The organism is Shewanella sp. Isolate7, from assembly GCF_022398425.1.
Lineage (GTDB): Bacteria > Pseudomonadota > Gammaproteobacteria > Enterobacterales > Shewanellaceae > Shewanella.
The window spans coordinates 1-17,130 of the sequence record NZ_JAKEVJ010000082.1 but is presented as its reverse complement, the minus strand read 5'-3'; the positions used below and the strand labels follow the sequence as shown (position 1 = coordinate 17,130).

The 17,130-nt window shown below is 49.7% G+C and carries 12 protein-coding genes and 2 pseudogenes; 8 read left to right on the top strand and 6 right to left on the bottom strand.

Annotated elements, in window-relative coordinates:
* Positions 1 to 554, top strand: a pseudogene (locus L1D47_RS17115) (IS3-like element ISSlo2 family transposase); the annotation flags it as partial.
* A gap of 9 nt (positions 555 to 563) precedes the next feature.
* On the opposite strand, the pseudogene L1D47_RS17110 reads toward L1D47_RS17115, so the two are convergent.
* The 3 genes and pseudogenes from L1D47_RS17110 to L1D47_RS17100 form a co-directional block, all read right to left on the bottom strand.
* Positions 564 to 686 (bottom strand): annotated as a pseudogene (locus L1D47_RS17110) (IS3 family transposase); the annotation flags it as partial.
* 110 nt (positions 687 to 796) lie between these two features.
* The gene (locus L1D47_RS17105) at positions 797 to 1,288 is read right to left on the bottom strand and encodes a GspH/FimT family pseudopilin (protein WP_239886178.1); all 492 of its coding nucleotides are present in this window, start codon (positions 1,286 to 1,288) and stop codon (positions 797 to 799) included.
* 135 nt (positions 1,289 to 1,423) lie between these two features.
* The gene (locus tag L1D47_RS17100; protein WP_041510410.1) at positions 1,424 to 1,936 is read right to left on the bottom strand and encodes a GspH/FimT family pseudopilin; all 513 of its coding nucleotides are present in this window, start codon (positions 1,934 to 1,936) and stop codon (positions 1,424 to 1,426) included.
* Positions 1,937 to 2,186: 250 nt separating this feature from the next.
* On the opposite strand from L1D47_RS17100, the gene L1D47_RS17095 reads away from it, so the two are divergent.
* Complete coding sequence (locus L1D47_RS17095; protein ID WP_011864914.1) at positions 2,187 to 2,525, top strand: P-II family nitrogen regulator; 339 nt, start codon at positions 2,187 to 2,189, stop codon at positions 2,523 to 2,525.
* Between the two features lie 71 nt (positions 2,526 to 2,596).
* On the opposite strand, the gene L1D47_RS17090 is transcribed toward L1D47_RS17095, so the two are convergent.
* Positions 2,597 to 3,619, bottom strand: coding sequence for a LacI family DNA-binding transcriptional regulator (locus L1D47_RS17090; protein WP_239886177.1), 1,023 nt, complete (start codon positions 3,617 to 3,619; stop codon positions 2,597 to 2,599).
* A 412-nt stretch (positions 3,620 to 4,031) separates the two neighbouring features.
* On the opposite strand from L1D47_RS17090, the gene L1D47_RS17085 reads away from it, so the two are divergent.
* Both L1D47_RS17085 and L1D47_RS17080 read left to right on the top strand, forming a co-directional pair.
* Positions 4,032 to 6,626 (top strand): TonB-dependent receptor, encoded by a 2,595-nt coding sequence (locus L1D47_RS17085; RefSeq protein ID WP_239886176.1) that lies wholly within the window; start codon positions 4,032 to 4,034, stop codon positions 6,624 to 6,626.
* Positions 6,627 to 6,701: 75 nt separating this feature from the next.
* The gene (locus L1D47_RS17080; RefSeq protein WP_239886175.1) at positions 6,702 to 8,228 is read left to right on the top strand and encodes a tryptophan halogenase family protein; all 1,527 of its coding nucleotides are present in this window, start codon (positions 6,702 to 6,704) and stop codon (positions 8,226 to 8,228) included.
* Positions 8,229 to 8,331: 103 nt separating this feature from the next.
* On the opposite strand, the gene L1D47_RS17075 is transcribed toward L1D47_RS17080, so the two are convergent.
* On the bottom strand, positions 8,332 to 9,051 hold the full coding sequence (locus L1D47_RS17075; RefSeq protein WP_239886174.1) for a SapC family protein: 720 nt from the start codon (positions 9,049 to 9,051) through the stop codon (positions 8,332 to 8,334).
* 1,073 nt (positions 9,052 to 10,124) lie between these two features.
* On the opposite strand from L1D47_RS17075, the gene L1D47_RS17070 reads away from it, so the two are divergent.
* From L1D47_RS17070 to L1D47_RS17055, 4 genes are all read left to right on the top strand, one after another.
* Positions 10,125 to 12,791: a family 20 glycosylhydrolase gene (locus L1D47_RS17070; RefSeq protein ID WP_239886173.1), complete on the top strand. Its 2,667-nt coding sequence runs from the start codon at positions 10,125 to 10,127 to the stop codon at positions 12,789 to 12,791.
* Positions 12,792 to 13,319: 528 nt separating this feature from the next.
* Complete coding sequence (locus L1D47_RS17065) at positions 13,320 to 14,222, top strand: BadF/BadG/BcrA/BcrD ATPase family protein (RefSeq protein WP_239886172.1); 903 nt, start codon at positions 13,320 to 13,322, stop codon at positions 14,220 to 14,222.
* A 61-nt stretch (positions 14,223 to 14,283) separates the two neighbouring features.
* On the top strand, positions 14,284 to 15,414 hold the full coding sequence (nagA, locus tag L1D47_RS17060) for an N-acetylglucosamine-6-phosphate deacetylase (RefSeq protein ID WP_239886171.1): 1,131 nt from the start codon (positions 14,284 to 14,286) through the stop codon (positions 15,412 to 15,414).
* Between the two features lie 117 nt (positions 15,415 to 15,531).
* Positions 15,532 to 16,707 carry a DUF5009 domain-containing protein gene (locus L1D47_RS17055; protein ID WP_239886170.1) on the top strand — a complete coding sequence of 392 codons (1,176 nt, stop codon included), beginning with the start codon at positions 15,532 to 15,534 and terminating at the stop codon, positions 16,705 to 16,707.
* 182 nt (positions 16,708 to 16,889) lie between these two features.
* Here the strand turns inward: L1D47_RS17055 and L1D47_RS17050 are convergent.
* Positions 16,890 to 17,130 (bottom strand): integrase core domain-containing protein (locus L1D47_RS17050; RefSeq protein ID WP_239886169.1); only part of this gene is annotated, 241 nt, incomplete at its 5' end.

Here is a 17,130-nt window from a genome sequence, read left to right as displayed (position 1 = left end):
CCATCCCTAATCTCCTTGACCGCCAGTTTGCTGTGACGGCTCCCAATCAAGTGTGGTGTGGCGATGTGACCTATGTGTGGACAGGAAAACGATGGGCTTACCTTGCCGTTGTTCTGGACTTGTTTGCACGTAAACCGGTGGGGTGGGCGATGTCATTTTCGCCCGATAGTGCGCTAACAAGCAAGGCACTAACCATGGCCTTTGAGGCGCGAGGAAGGCCGAAAGACCTAATGTTYCATAGTGACCAAGGAAGCCACTATACCAGCCGCCGCTTCCGCCAACAGCTCTGGCGCTATCATATTAAGCAGAGCATGAGTCGACGAGGAAACTGCTGGGACAACAGCCCRATGGAGCGCTTCTTTAGAAGCTTAAAAACAGAATGGATACCGATGACCGGCTATCGGGATATCGGTGAGGCTAAGAGTGAAATTTCGCGATATGTGACGGGGTATTACAGTCAGCTGAGACCACATCAATATAACGGTGGGCTGACACCCAATGAGTCAGAGCGAAGATACTGGCTTGAATACAAAACCGTGGCCAATTTTAGTTGACCACTACAAGAGTTGTGACTCGTAAAGATTAAGCTCACGCGCTGCTGCGGCTACACCAATTTTCAGAGCAAGCTTCAGCGCTTCTGTTTTAAATTCTTGCGTGTGGATCTTGCGGGGTTTCTTTGTTGACATATTTCACCTCAATAAGCGAGTTTACTCACTTAGCGAGATGTCCAAAAGTATTGGATCAGATCAAAAAGCCCCTATTAGGGGCTTTTTAATGCCTGTTAATTACGTTTTTACTAACAGGCATTGCCTGTTGGGCCATAGGATACTAATCCGCTGGTGCTTATTTGAATGCTTTGTGAGTTTGAGGCTTTGTCATTCGGGCAGTAGGTCACATTTCCACCTGAAGATAATCCGTCGGCAGAAAAAGTCATTGAGATGGCCGATGCTTTAACTTTGTCTTGGGCATTAAAACTATCGATGGCTCTTAGTTCATGGTCTGTATTTGTTGCATCAGTTATGTAAACTCTGATGCCACCACTCCAGTCTGTACTTGTTCCGCATGACGTTGCCGTAGCGAAAGAGCATACATTTACCGTTGCACCATAACTAACGGCTTGGTTACGGGCAAAAGCGAAGAGATCGTGAATTTTTTCAACGTTATTGTTTACCCTAACTTGTTCATATACAGAGGTTAAAGAGGGAACGCCGATAGTCAAGAGTATTGCGGCAACGGCAATGGTGACCATCAATTCTACTAAGGTAAAGCCTTTATTATTGTTACACATTTAAAGTTCCTCGCTGATACTGATACAAAGTATAAGCGAGAAGTTTTAGGATTTCAGTATATATAAGCTATTCTTTTTAATGCCAATAATTTGTCGGCTTGATTAAAATTGGCGTGAAGTATTACTGTGAGCTTGTTATTGGTTGCAGCTGATATTCTTCTCCTTCGAAAATCTTACTCTACCGGCCTGATTGACGATGACGGCTTTGGAATAAGGGCTGTTTGCTGAATCTGGACAGTACCTAAGTGTGCCGTTGCTGCCCGATGCGAGCCCATCAGGTTGAAAACGAGCGGCGGCTCGGTTGTAGTAGACAATGTCACTGCTATCGAATGTAGTGGTTTGCATTAGCAACTTATCTGCGCCGTCGATTTGATTACTGGTTCCTGAGTCGGTGAAAACGCTCAGCCCTAGATGCCAGTCATTGCTGCATTGATTGTCTTTGAGCGGACATACAGTAACCCGCACACCGTAGTTGATGGCGTTATTTCTCGCAAATTGCAGTGTTTGTTGGATGATTTTTATGGCGGCATCGGCTCGATAAGCTCTATGTAAGTCCGACAAATTGGGTATGGCTATAGAAAGTAGGATGGTCGATACGGCGATAGTGACCATTAATTCAATAAGCGTAAATCCATTACGATGTTTCATGGCTATTCCTTGCTGTATTTAGTCTATGCTTCCTGCAATGACCTGAGCTCGTTTTTTGGGCGAGTTCATTGAGTATAGAAGAGTTGGTTCAGGTTTAGGCGACTGGCATATATTGTTCTGCTCTATGAATATTGAATCATTTTATCTCTCGATATAATCATCTTTGGTGGTTTGGATGGACGTGGTAAGCTAGTGCCTAATAAGCTTAGGTTTTGTTGAATTGGGTCAGTAGAATTTTAGGGAGCGTTTGATGAAGAAGGTCGAGGCCATTATTAAGCCGTTTAAGTTAGATGATGTGCGTGAATCTCTGGCGGAGATCGGTATTACCGGCATGACGGTTTCTGAAGTCAAAGGTTTTGGGCGCCAGAAAGGGCATACAGAGCTCTATCGCGGTGCCGAGTACATGGTGGATTTCTTACCTAAGGTGAAAATTGAGTTGGTTATTCAAGATGAGCAACTGGACCAAGCACTTGAGGTCATCGTCGATACCGCCAGAACGGGTAAGATAGGTGACGGTAAGATATTTGTTACCGAAGTCGAACGCGTGATCCGCATTCGTACCGGTGAAGAGAACGAAGAGGCGGTTTAAATTCGCCAAAAGAAAAACCGCTGATGATAAGTCAGCGGTTTTTTTATATCTGCTTCTCGAGTCCAACTATATTAGCTGGCTCTCAGCTTTGCCGACGAGTCTCTTAGCACGGGTTCAGGAATAAACACTTGGTGAGTCGTCTCACTTTGCTTGTTGCCTTGATTTTCGATGAGTAACTCGGTCGCCGTCTGGGCAATCAGCTTATTAGGTTGATGGACTGTGGTTAACTTAGGCCAGGTTTGCCTTGAGAAGGGGCTGTCCTCGAAGCCGACGATAGAGAGTTCCTCGGGTATCGCGACCCCTGCTAATCTTGCCGCAAAGAGTGCACCCGCGGCAATTTCATCGTTACAGGCCACAATGGCGGTAGGGCGATTCGATTTAGCCAGTAGTGTTTTAGCCCCTTCAACGCCCGACTCAAAAGAATACTGGCCGTTAATAATGTTTGACTCATCCAGTGTTAGGTTGTTGCTTTGCAGGGCCGCCTTAAACCCCGCCAGACGTTCCTTGGTGGATTCGTGCTGGTGGTCACCGCTCAGAAAGGCGATATTTTTATGGCCGAGATCGATAAGATGCTGAGTGATGGATACCGCGCCATGTTTGTCATTGACTAGGATTGATAAACCGTCGGTCGGGCTCACCTCTTCACCTGCAATAATGCGGACATAATTGGCGTTAATCTGATCTAGGGCCGCCAAGACTTTTGGGTCTTCCGACAGAGGCGGGGTGAGAACTAAGCCCGACAGCCTGGCCTGGCGTACCATATCGACCAGCTCCTGGCAGATATTGTCGGACTTGGCATCGCAGGGGTGGATGAGTAGCTCATAGCCTCTTTGCTTACAGGAAGACAAAATACCATTTTGCATATCAATGACATAGTAGGCATTGGGGTTGTCGTAGACAAAGGCGATCACATAGGATTTTGTGCCGGCTAGATTACGGGCTGCCACATTGGGTTGATAGTTAAGTGCGGCAATGGCCTGATTGACTTTATCTATTGTCGCCTGACGAACCGAAGGTTCGTTATTCGTAACCCGTGAAACCGTTTTTATGGAGACGCCGGCATATTTTGCGACATCATTAATGGTGACTTTCATCTAGCGGATACTCTTTGTGTCTGAGCAGAGTCTAGCTGCATCAGAATTCAAATATGTCTTAAATAATCTACTGTATGGTTATACAGTAGATCTCACTTCCCCTGGCGACAATATTGCTAAGTTTTCCACTATTAAGCAATCATCAAATTGATTTCTATCTCGAATTACTTTTGTCTTCTTACAGGTGTAAGTGGTTTTTTCTCTTTTTTATCAATAAATTGCATTGTTGTTTGGAAAGTGTATTTTGTTTAATAAATGTATAAATCCAAAGAAATTCCCGCTTTTGGTTATTTTGTTGTGGCGCATCTGTTAATTGTTGTGTAATCTTTGTACTCACATGACAGCGTTGTCATTCCTGCGGGAATGGTTATGAATACGAAAAAAGATAATAAAGTTATGGAAGGGAAACGAGATGCGACCATCTACTTTTAAGAAAAGTGTACTAGCTACAAACATTGCCCTGCTCATGAGTGGTGCAGTGTCTGTTTCTGCGTTTGCGGCTGAGGCCGAAGCAGAAGCGGTTAATACTGACAATATTGAAAAAATTGAAGTACGTGGTCTACGTGCTTCGATGAAGGCGTCTATTAACGCCAAGCGATTTTCTGATGCCGTTGTCGATGCCGTAACGGCCGAAGACATTGGTAAGTTCCCTGATGGCGATGTTGGTGAGTCTTTAGGGCGTATTCCAGGTGTTACCGTAAACCGCCAGTTTGGCCAAGGCCAACAGGTGTCGATTCGCGGTGCCTCTGCTCAGTTAACCCGTACCCTGTTAAATGGCCACTCAGTTGCCTCAACGGGTTGGTTTGACCAACAGGCCATCGACCGTAGCTTTAACTACTCTCTACTGCCACCCGAGATGGTAAGTGGCATCGAAGTCTATAAGTCTTCTCAGGCCGACATCACAGAAGGTGGTATCGGTGGTACGGTGATCGTCAAGACTCGTAAGCCATTGGATTTAGATGCTAACACGCTATTTCTAAGTGCCAAGGGTGATTACGGTACTGTCTCTGAGGCGACAGATCCTGCCGTTTCAGGCCTGTATAGCTGGGCCAACGACGACGAGACCTTTGGTATCTTAGTCTCTGCCGCAGGCTCTCAAACCGATTATCAACGTAACGGTATCGAAACCTTGCTAGGTTGGGGTGAGATAGTACCTACAACTTTCCAGCAAGATCGCGAGCGCACCGCTTACAACATCGCAGCTCAGTATCGTCCGACCGACAACCTAGAGTTCGGCCTAACGGTGACTAGCCTAGATCTTAAGGCAAATAACGCCAACACCTCTATTTTCCTCTTCCCGACACAGCAAGGCGTTAGTACCTGTAATCAGACCAATGCCGCAGGTGTCTGTACCGATATCACCCATACCGGTGAGGGTGGATTTGCCTGGGCGCAGACTTGGGCTCGTGAAGCCGAGATGTCGTCTGATACCTATGATCTGGACTTCAAATATGAAGCAGAAAACTTCACCCTTGAAGGTCGCGTAGGTAACACCAAGGCTGATGGCGGTACCAGCCTGACCTCTAACTATGGTAACTCAATTGGTCAGCCGGGCGACTTTGCCGGTCATTATGACGCGACAGGCGAGAAGATTTTGATCGACATCGCCAACAAGTCCTTCGATGCGGGCGACTTTAACGGTCAGCTAGAAACCGCTGGCTGGGCGCTGAAGAAGCAGCCTAACACTGACGAAGAGACCTATGCTCAGTTTGACCTGACTTTCCCGGTTGATCTTGGTGCCATCACCTCTATCAAGGCGGGCGTGCGCTATGCTGACCATGACGTGACGCAGCAGACTGATGCGGCTATCGTGGGTGACATAGTGGCTAAAGATGCCTCTGAATACTATTCAGGTACTATCTCTTCTGGCGCAGGCTTTACCCTGCCTAAGCCTAATTTTGATGCCATGATCCGTGACGCCAAGGCTTCTGTTGACGGCTTTACTCGTGACAAGTCTGGTTACGGTACCCTGAATGAGAAAAACCTGGCCGCTTATGCCATGGCTAACTTCGAAGCTGAAGGGATCCGCGGTAACTTCGGTCTACGATTTATCAATACTGATGTGAGCTCTGATTACTATGCATTAAGCCGCCCTGAGGGCGAGTACGCTGATGAGCTGAGCACAGATAAGTCGAGCTATAGCGATGTACTACCAAGTATTAACGTTGTATTTGATCTCGCTGATGATTTAATTTTACGTACTTCTGCTGCGCAGGTGATCTCTCGTCCAAACTATTCTGAGCTGTTTGCCACTCCTACACTTCCTGGTTTCAACGATGGTACGCCAGAAAACGAGAAACTGGTAACCGGTTCTGTTGCCCTTAACCCATTTAAAGCAACACAAGCCGATGTCAGCTTAGAGTGGTACTTCGGTGGTGAAGGCCTCGCTTCTTTGACTTACTTTATCAAGGATGTTTCTTCATTCATTTCGACTCGTCAGGAGCTTAACCAGCAGATTGGTATTGTTGACCCTAACACTGGCGAAGACAACTGGACTGTCAGTGAGTACTACAATGCTAATGGTGGTCGTATCGAAGGGATTGAGCTGCAGCTACAAGACTCGTTCGAAAATGGCTTAGGCTACTCGGTTAACTATACCTTCGCCGATGCCGGCTCTCCTGCTGAGAACTACCCAGACAAAGTGGGCGTCTTCTCTGACTCGTCGAAGCACACGGTTAACCTAGTGGGCTACTATGAGATGGATAGCTTCTCAGCCCGTCTTGCCTACAACTGGCGCAGCGAATATATGATGCGTGAGCTACCAGGTTTCTATGGGAACCGTCAGCACCAAGACTATGGTTCGCTGGATCTGAGCATGAACTACAGCGTTACCGATTGGATGGATTTGACCTTCGAAGCCGTTAACCTCACAGAGGAAGACAGCATTCAGATAGGTGTATCGCCAGTCGATGCCCCTAATGTTATCGATGAGTTTAAAGATAATTACCCGGTATGGAGCTTCGAAGGCGAAGCAAGATACAAGGTCGGTGTCGCACTGCGTTTCTAATCGACACATGAGTGTACAAAGCCCGGCATAAGCTGGGCTTTTTATTAGCACAGAGACTTGGGTAGAGGTGGAGTCATGGACATTAAACGTATTCTTATACTGGGTGGCGGCACCGCAGGCTGGTTGGCTGCCAATCATTTGGGTAAGGCGCTTGAGCATAGACAGGACGTTAGCGTTATGCTGGTGGAGTCACCAGATATCCCCATCATAGGTGTCGGAGAGGGGACAGTGCCTGCCATTCGTCAGAGTTTGAAACGCTTCGGCATCAGCGAGTCTGAGTTTATCCGTCAATGTGATGTCACCTTTAAGCAGTCGATCAAGTTCGTCAACTGGATGGATAAGGACAGGCATGGAGCAGAGAACTTCTATCATCACCTGTTCGACATGCCGAGCCCTCTGGGTGAAGATCTTACCCAGCATTGGCTAGCGAATCACCAACAAGCCTATGGTGACCTGGTTTCGCCCCAACACAAGGTGTGTGAAGCGGGTCGGGCGCCTAAACGTATCACCCACAGCGAATATGAAGGGGCATTGGGCTATGCCTATCACCTTAACGCTGCCAAGTTTGCCAAGCTGTTAGCGGATAACGCCATCAGGCGTTTCAATGTCGAGCATATTAAGGCCAATGTCTGTGAGGTTATGCTCAAAGATAATGGCGAGATAGCCTCCCTGGAAACCGATAACCGGGGCAGCATCAGCGCAGATTTTTACATAGACTGCAGTGGGTTTGAATCTTTGCTTATCGATAAGACACTCAAGGTGCCCTTTGTCGATAAGTCCCATCAGCTATTTGCCGACAAGGCGATTGCCGTTCAGGTGCCCATAGGTGAAGAAGAAGCGATTCCACCTTATACCCTGGCGACGGCCCATCAGGCCGGTTGGATATGGGATATCGCCTTGACCCATAGGCGTGGCGTCGGTTTTGTCTACTCCTCTAAGTATATGGATGATGCCATGGCGCTTAAAAAGCTGTCACATTATCTCGGTCAGGATGTTGCTCAGTATCAATACCGGGTTCTGCCGATGAAACTTGGCTATCGCAAGGAGTTCTTGTATAAAAATTGCCTGTCCCTGGGATTAGCGCAAGGCTTTCTCGAACCCCTGGAGGCAACCTCTATCTTGCTGACCGATTTTGCAGCAGGCTACATCGCCAACCGTTTACCAAAAGATAGTGAAGCGCTAGCTTTGCTGGCTGAACAGTTTAATCGGGTGATGACCTATGCCTGGGAGCGTGTCGTCGAATTTATCAAGATGCATTATTGCCTGTCAGACAGGAGTGACTCGGCGTTCTGGGTCGATAATCGCGATCCGGCGACGATTCCGAGTGAGCTTAATAGTCGGCTAAAGCTGTGGCGAGATCACGCCCCCATAAGGCAGGATTTCTTCAGTAAGTTTGAGGTGTTTGATTTAGAAAACTACCTCTATGTGCTCTATGGCATGCACTACCCAACGAACACGCAGGTGGCAAGTGAGCAGCAAAGAGAAGCCTGGCAAGTACAGGGAAAACAGATAGCCAACTTGGCTGAGCATCTGGTGAATGAGCTGCCAGCTCATCGAGACTTGCTCGAGAAGATTGCCAAATATGGTATGCAGAAATGTTAACTTGGGCCTGGCCTAGGTGTTCGCCAGACGAGGGGAATTAGGGCTCAAAAAAGCAGGGCCGATATTTATGTACTCTCATATTATCGGCTCTGCTACTTAAAAGTTATTGCAACTTATCAAACTGATTTTGCTTGGCGATGAGGCGCGACATCTGATTGAGCGAGGCTCTGTGGGCATAAACAATCGGCAGCAAACCTTTCTTTCTTAGCTCGAGGAAATCCTCATCGCTCAGTTCGTTCAGTGCCTTGTCATCGATCAAATAGACGCCATTGATGTTGATCTTCTGCTCAGATCTTTCCAGCTTAATGGTCAGTTGCTGTGACACCAGTAGGTTTTTGTCTGCCAGGAATTGGCAAACCGCCTGGGTCTGTTGATGCATAGCGGCGACATCCAGTAGGGCATTGGTTCTTGCCGTCAGGTACTCGCTACGCTCCCCTTCATCGGTAAACAGGCGGTTACCTTCTGCCTCTGACACCATTGGGCTCTCCTCATCGATGCAGACGATAACGTTGTCGCCTTCCTCCGAGGTTCTGGCGATCGACAGAGGCGCATTGCTAAAGCCAATTGGGCTAATAGGGGCATCCCATTGGTTGCTTTGGCAATATAGGTTGACTTCGGGTTCGATCCCCATGATAGCCACAGGGATGAACTGGCCCGTCTCACCATTCTTCACGAAGACGATAGGGAATTCAGCCGCCAGGCTGGGGATCTCTCTGGCCAATACCGGGATCAGGTGCTCTTTGCTGAAACGGCTGAAATCATTTGAATGGGTCAGCTTGATGTTGAGATGTTTTTCCGTTGAAAGGGGGACTATCTTCGCCATATTCTTACCTTAGTTAATTTTAGTTTGTGGTGTCTGTCTCAAGCGTTAATTGCTAAACCTGAGAAACGCTGGGTTAATCTTTTACCGCTAGTGGGGGCAAAAGCGCAAGTATTAATGTTTGCAGCTGGCCCTAAACAAGCGCCAAATTGGAGTGAAAAGACGTTAAGCCTGTCTCATCCCTAGCCTTTGGGGAGCTAAATACTTTTCTGTGCTAGGGAGCACCACTCTGGTTATCTCTCGCCTTGCACATCCTTGTTCTGTTCCTGTCCTATATGGACACTTAACACTCATTGTTTAGTGTTTTTTCGAATCTGAGTGCTGTTAGCTTTTCTGAATGTTATCAACAATTGACAGCGTTGTCATATTTGTGTGGTGAAGAAGGCTTTGTTCGGCCTCTATGGCAGCGTCTGTGATTGATGGTTTTCATCAGCGTGATAAAAAATTGCCTCACAATGTCAAAAAAATGTAGAAATTCTGTTCTTTCTTAGGTAGATTAATTAATGACAGCGTTGTCATTTGCTTGTGTGACACGTTTGTTTTGTAAGGTTTGCATTGTTAGGAAGAGGTCTCCTAACGTTTGCATTGGCAGTAGCCATTAAGTTTGTCGCAATGGTTATTGTGTTTGTTTTTTCCTATAGTCTCTCCCCAGATACTAGAGATGGCTAGATGTGTTCGGGTAGTAAGGTGTACTTTTTAGGCGCCTAGCTTACTTGGCACATCTAGCACTTTTTCTTGGGCTGGCTTAACTCCTGATTCGTGGCCGTTAGGAAAAACCGATAAGTCTTACAAGTTTTGCAGAGACTTAATTCAAATAAGCAAGATTTTTTCACTGCCAGGTTTGTTACGGGAAAGCCTTTGGTTTGAAGTGGCAGGCGTTCGATTTATTGAAGGTCTGGTGGTGTTTTCGTTTTGATTTTCGCGGTGGCATCTTTTCTAGCGGCTAAGGTGTGGCGGCAAATTTAGTGGAGGCTGTCTCAGATATCGCAATAGCAGGAAGCTTATTGCCGATGCTGATGGGGAAGGGTGGCTGCAATGAGACTTGAACGTTCAAGTTGAGAAAAGTGAGGATAACAATGAATAATAAGCTCATACCAATAACATTACTCATGAGCCTGGGTCTGATTGCCTGCAGCCAGCCAACCACTACTCAAGTTCCCAAGGATGAAGGCGCCGCGGCGCAGCAAGTTGTTGACAGCGATCCGCAACAGGCGCTGCATCAATTTGCCACTAGCCTGGCGGTCAACTACCACACACTCACCAATTATCCTCAGCAGTGCACCTCTAGCGGCGTCGACGGTCGATGTTTTGCCGCCCAGATTGAGCTAATCTCGGGTGTCGATTTTGACCGTAAGGATTGGGCCATCTACTTCAGCCAGATGCGACCGGTGAAGCAGGTGCTAAGCGATGTCTTTGAGCTAACTCAGGTGAAAGGGGACCTGCACCGCATCACGCCTACTGACAAGTTCAAGGGTTTTTACAAGGGCCAGCCGGTCGATATTGCCTTTCTCGGGGAGCTATGGCAGCTGTCGGAAACCGATGCCATGCCCAACTACTATATTGTCGTTCCCGGCCTTAAACCTGAGGTTATCACCAGCACTCAGCTCACCGTGGATGCCAGCACGGGCATGGAGCAGCGACCCTATGTTGAGGCATACGTCAGCGCCGAAAGCCAATATAAGCGCAGCGATACAGACAAATTAGCATGGGCGACCCCTAAGGTATTGTTTGACACGAACCAAGATATCGAGAGTCGCCCGGCGCTAGCCGTCAATGCGATTATCCCAACGCCGAAGCGACAAATAATAGAGAGTCAAAGTCCGGTATTATCGCTTGCCTCTGGTTATCATCTGGATACAGGCAGTGTATCTAAAACCGCTGTCGAGGCGGCGCTGTCTCGCTTGGCGCGTCTGGGCGTGAAGCCATCGCCTCAGGGAGTCGCGCTTAAGTTAGAGAAACTGACGACTAGACTCCCCGAGGGGGGATATCGACTCAGCATTACTGCAGATGGGATCACCATCGCTGCGAGCGACGATGCCGGTTTTTCCTATGGTTTGGCGTCGCTGACGAGTCTCATCTCGCTCGACAACCTGTCACTTAATGCCATGCAGATCCAAGATGAACCAAGATATGGTTTTCGCGGCATGCATGTCGACGTGGCGCGTAATTTTCACAGCAAGCAGTTTATCTTAGATCTACTGGATCAGATGGCGGCCTATAAGCTCAACAAGTTACACCTGCATATGGCCGATGATGAAGGCTGGCGTCTTGAGATAGATGGATTGCCCGAGCTGACTCAGGTGGGCAGTCGTCGCTGCCATGACCTGCAGGAAGACACCTGTCTATTGCCTCAGTTGGGCAGCGGCCCAGATGCTGACAGCAAAGTTAACGGCTATTACTCCAAGGCTGATTATATCGAGATCCTCAAGTATGCAGCGGCTCGCCAAATTCAGGTGATTCCCTCTATGGACATGCCGGGGCACTCCCGCGCCGCCATCAAGTCGATGGAGGCCAGGTATCGTCGCCTGATGGGCGAAGGTAATGAGGCCGGAGCCAACGAGTACCGGCTTATCGACCCGCTCGATAAGACGCAGTACGCCTCTATTCAGTATTATGACGACAACACGATCAACGTCTGTATGGAGTCCAGCTATCACTTCGTCGACAAGGTGGTGAGCGAAATTGCCAAGTTGCATCAGGCGGCAGGCCAACGCCTGGATCTTTACCATATCGGCGCCGATGAAACCGCCGGTGCCTGGGTGGAGTCGCCTGTCTGTCAGGCACTGCTGGCAGACAAAGAGAGCGGCCTCGAGAGCGAAGCAGATTTTGGTGCTTATTTCATCGAGCGGCTGGCGAATATGTTGGCTGACAAAGGAATTGAAACGGCGGGTTGGAGTGATGGCATGAGCCATACACGACCCGATCGTATGCCGGCAAAGAATCAGTCCAACATCTGGGACGTGGTTGCTCATGGCGGTCATAAACGTGCCCACGCACAGGCTAACCTGGGCTGGGATACGGTGCTGAGTAACCCTGAAGTTCTCTATTTCGATTTCCCCTATGAGGCCGATCCGAAAGAGCATGGCTACTATTGGGCGAGTCGCAGCACTAACGAGCGCAAACTGTTTAGCTTTATGCCCGACAACCTGCCAGCCAACGCTGAGCAGTGGACAGATATCGAAGGCAAGTCATTTGAGGCCGACGATACCCTTAAGCTCGATGACGCGGGCAAGCGAATCAGCGGCCCACTTAATCAAGGTGTCCGCTTCAAAGGGATCCAGGGACAGCTGTGGAGCGAGACGATTCGCTCAGACCAAGTGGTTGAATATATGGTGTTTCCACGCCTGTTAGTCCTGGCGGAAAGGGCCTGGCATAAGGCCGACTGGGAAGTGCCTTATCAGTATCAGGGGGCTAAATACAGCGCCGAGACTAACTACTTCACCCCCGAGATGCGTGAGAAGCAGAGAGTTCAATGGCAGACCTTTGCCAACACCTTAGGTTACAAGGAACTGGCCAAATTGGATAAGGCGGGGATCGCCTATCGTGTGCCAACGGTAGGGGCCAAGATTAAGGATGGCTACCTGCAGGCAAATAGCATCTACCCTGGGCTCGGCATCGAGTATCGCATCGATGGCGGCCAGTGGCGGCAATATACCGAGGCGGCTAAAGTCTCGGGCAGAGTCGAGGTGAGGGGCGTCGCCGCCGACGGTATGCGCAAGGGACGCATACTCAGGGTCAATTAGCATTTCACAAATAAAACGCTTAAATCAGGGCGGTTATCTATGAGTCGATAACCGCTTTTCTTCATGTCGCCTAGCTAAAGCAAACAGAGGGCCTAACAGGCGTTAAGCGGACAGCTATATCTAGGGCCTGTTGACCTTTTGAGAACAATTTTTGTTCTAATTGAGTACGTTCAAATCGCGGCATGAGGCTTGGAGTATAGTGATTCTATATAAAAGCCGAGTAACAAAGCGTTGAACGTGCTCAAGACGAACCCTGCGGGCAGCGTCTGTATCATTTTTCTACTGCGTTATCGCTCATTGATGTAGTGCACTAGATTACAATCGCTCTGCCTTGTATAAAAGCGATACAGAATGCTGCAAAAATGAACGCGAAAGATAAACAGGCCCTAGGATTAGCTGTCATGAATTTAGCTGAAATTTTAAATGACAGCGCTGTCATTTTTGTTGTAACATGACAGTAACTTAGTCAGTGGGCAGGGCGGGCGAAGCAAGATGCCCTGGATAATAAAACTGTGAATGAGGTTGGTAATGGGATTTAACCAGACAGAGGAACAGGCCCTCGTCATAGGCATAGATGGTGGCGGTAGCAAGTGCCGTGCGACTATCTATGCCGCAGATGACAGTGTAATAGGCACTGGTGTTGCCGGGCGTGCAAATCCGCTTTACGGCCTGGCACATACCTTCGATTCTATTTCGCGTGCAACCGAACTGGCCTTGCTAGACGCGGGACTACAAGTTGCCGATAGTAAGCGCCTGGTGGCCGGGGTGGGCCTGGCCGGGGTCAATGTTGAGCACCTCTATCAGGCGATCAAAGAGTGGCAGCATCCCTTCGCACAGATGTATGTCACCACAGATCTACACACAGCCTGTATCGGCGCCCATAAAGGGGGCGATGGGGCTGTGATTATTACAGGCACTGGCTCCTGCGGTTATGCCCACGTGGGCGAGCAGTCCCTGAGCCTGGGTGGTCACGGATTTGCCCTGGGCGACAAAGGCAGTGGCGCCTGGTTAGGCCTGCAGGCCGCCCAGCAGGTGCTGTTAGATCTCGATGGCTTTGGCCCGGCTACTCTGCTCACCGAGCATTTATTGGATCATTTTAAGGTCAGCGATGCCATGGGCATAGTCGAGCACCTGGCGGGGAAATCATCCGGTTGTTATGCCACCCTGGCGCGCACGGTGTTATCTTGTGCGCATGCACAGGATGAAGTGGCCAAGGCGATAGTGGTCGAGGGCGCCGAGTATATCAGCGCATTGGCGCACAAGTTGTTTGAGATCCATCCGCCGCGTTTTTCCATGATAGGTGGTCTAGCCGAACCTTTAGCACCTTGGCTGGATAAGCGAGTGGTGGACAAGATCTCGCCAATACTTGCCCCGCCAGAGTTAGGCGCCGCCTATTATGCGCGTCAGCAGTTAGGCTTGAGCCAGGCATAGCCTGTGTCATATAGCCAGTCGCAAATAGCTAGTCGCAGATGATGTTTTGCCAGGAGAATAAATGAAACAGACACTCATTGCCGAGCGGGTATTCGACGGTGAACACTTCCACCACAACCAGGCCATCACCATAGAGGATGGGCGTATCGTCTCCTTTGACAAGGCGAGTGACGTCGAGCCCACGCTGCTTGCCGGCACCCTGGTACCCGGCTTTATCGATGTACAGGTCAATGGCGGCGGCGGTGCCCTGTTCAACGACTCGCCCAGTATTGAGAAGATAGAGACCATAGGCCTGGCTCACGCCAAGTTTGGTACAACGGGCTTCCTACCGACCCTGATCACAGATGATATTCAGGTGATGCATGCCGCCGCCGATGCGGTGGCTGAGGCGATCGCCCTGAAAAGGCCGGGCGTGCTGGGGATACATTTCGAGGGGCCGCATCTTAGTGTGCCTAAGAAGGGAGTACATCCGGCCGATTTTATTCGTCGTATCTCAGATGAAGAACTCGCGATATTTGCCCGTAATGATCTCGGCACTAAGGTGGTGACACTGGCGCCGGAAAATGTGGCACCTGAGGTGATCCGTGCCTTAGTCGAGTGTGGTGTCAGAGTCTGTCTCGGTCACTCTAATGCCGATTACGACACTGCAGTTAAGGCGCTCAATGCCGGCGCAACAGGTTTTACCCATCTGTTTAATGCCATGTCGCCCATGGATTCGAGGGCGCCGGGCATGGTGGGCGCGGCGCTCGAGAGCCAAGCCGCCTGGTGCGGCCTGATTGTCGATGGCCACCATGTTCACCCGGCGTCGGCCAAGGTGGCCATAGCGGCTAAGCCTAGAGGCAAGGTGATGCTGGTGACGGACGCCATGCCACCGGTTGGCATGGATGATGATGCCAGCTTCGAGCTATTTGGCACGCAAGTTGTGCGTCAGGGCGACAGGCTGAACGCCGTGACGGGTGAGCTTGCCGGTTGTGTGCTGGACATGAATGGTGCGGTCAACAATAGTGTTGATATGCTTGGTGTGGCTCGTGAAGAGGCACTGCGCATGGCATCGAAATATCCCGCCGAGTTTATCGGTCAGCGTCAGCGTGGCGTATTCACCATAGGCACCAAGGCGGATATGGTGCTGTTGGATCAAGACAACCGCGTTGCGCGAACCTATATTGATGGCCAGCTGATTTATCAGGCCTAGCGAGTCTTCTGTGTGCATGGCCGTTTGTGTTCTGTGCTTAAAATTCTATTGCTATTAGCCCCTTAGGTTATACCTTGGGGCCTTAATTATAATAATAACCATAAGAGAGACGCCCCGATGGAGCCGAAGTTAGATAGCCATCTTAAGCCAGTAACTAAGCCCGCCACTAAGCCCAGGCTGAAGTCGCTCGATGCCCTAAGGGGGTTCGACATGTTTTGGATCTTAGGTGGCGAGGCCTTATTTGCGGCGCTGCTTGTATGGACCGGCTGGCAGGGATGGCGTATCGCCGATGCTCAGATGCATCACAGCCAGTGGCATGGGTTTACCTTCTATGATCTTATTTTTCCCCTATTCATCTTTCTCTCCGGCGTTGCCTTAGGTCTGTCACCCAAACGCTTAGATTCACTGCCATGGCCCGAGCGCCTGCCGCTTTATCGTCATGCGATAAAGCGTCTGTTCTTGTTGCTCCTGTTTGGTGTGCTCTATAACCACGGCTGGGGCACGGGCATGCCCATGGCGGCGGATGAGATAAGGTATGCCAGTGTGCTTGGGCGTATCGCCTTTGCCTGGTTCTTTGCCGCCTTATTGGTTTGGCATACCGACCTGAAGACGCAGGTCATCATCGCAATCGGGATATTGATTGGATATGCCGCTATGCAGCTCTGGCTGCCGGTTCCCGGTGGGGTAGCGGGGGAGTTCTCCATCTCGGGTTCCATCAACGCCTATGTGGATAGCCAGTTTCTGCCTGGGATCACCTATCAGGGCAGGGCGACAGACCCCGAGGGGATCCTCTCGACCCTGCCTGCCATAGTCAATGCCTTGGCCGGCGTCTTTACCGGCCGATTCATCGTTAAGTCTCATCCCAAGTGGGTAGGGGTAAAGGGCGAGTGGGCTAAGGTCGGCATCTTGTTAATTGCCGGCTTAGTGAGTCTGGGGCTTGGCTGGTTGATGAACCCTTATATTCCGGTAAACAAAGATCTCTGGACCAGCAGCTTCGTCTTGGTCACCCTGGGCTGGAGCCTTATCTTATTAGCCATCTTCTATGCGCTGGTGGATGTCATCAAGCTGCACAGATTGGCCTTCGGGTTTGTGGTCATCGGCTGCAATGCCATCATCATCTATCTGGCGTCTAGCCTGGTCAAATGGGAGTATCTCGCTACTAGCCTCTTCGGCGGTGTGATGCGGGCACTTCCCACTGACATGCAGCCGCTGGCGTCTGCCTGCGCCTTGCTGCTGGTGCAGTGGTTACTCCTCTACTGGATGTGTAAGCGCGGTATCTTCATCAAGGTTTAAGCCTTCTAGGGCCTGTTGACCTTTTGAGAACAATTTTTGTTCTAATTGAGCACGTTGAAATCGCGGCAGGAGGCTTGAAGTATAGTTATTCTATATAAAAGCCGAGTAACAAAGAGTTGAACGTGCTCAAGACGAACCCTGCGGGCAGCGTCTGTATCATTTTTCTACTGCGTTTGTAGTGGTCAACTAAAATTGGCCACGGTTTTGTATTCATGCCAGTATCTTCGCTCTGACTCATTGGGTGTCAGCCCACCGTTATATTGATGTGGTCTCAGCTGACTGTAATACCCCGTCACATATCGCGAAATTTCACTCTTAGCCTCACCGATATCCCGATAGCCGGTCATCGGTATCCATTCTGTTTTTAAGCTTCTAAAGAAGCGCTCCATCGGGCTGTTGTCCCAGCAGTTTCCTCGTCGACTC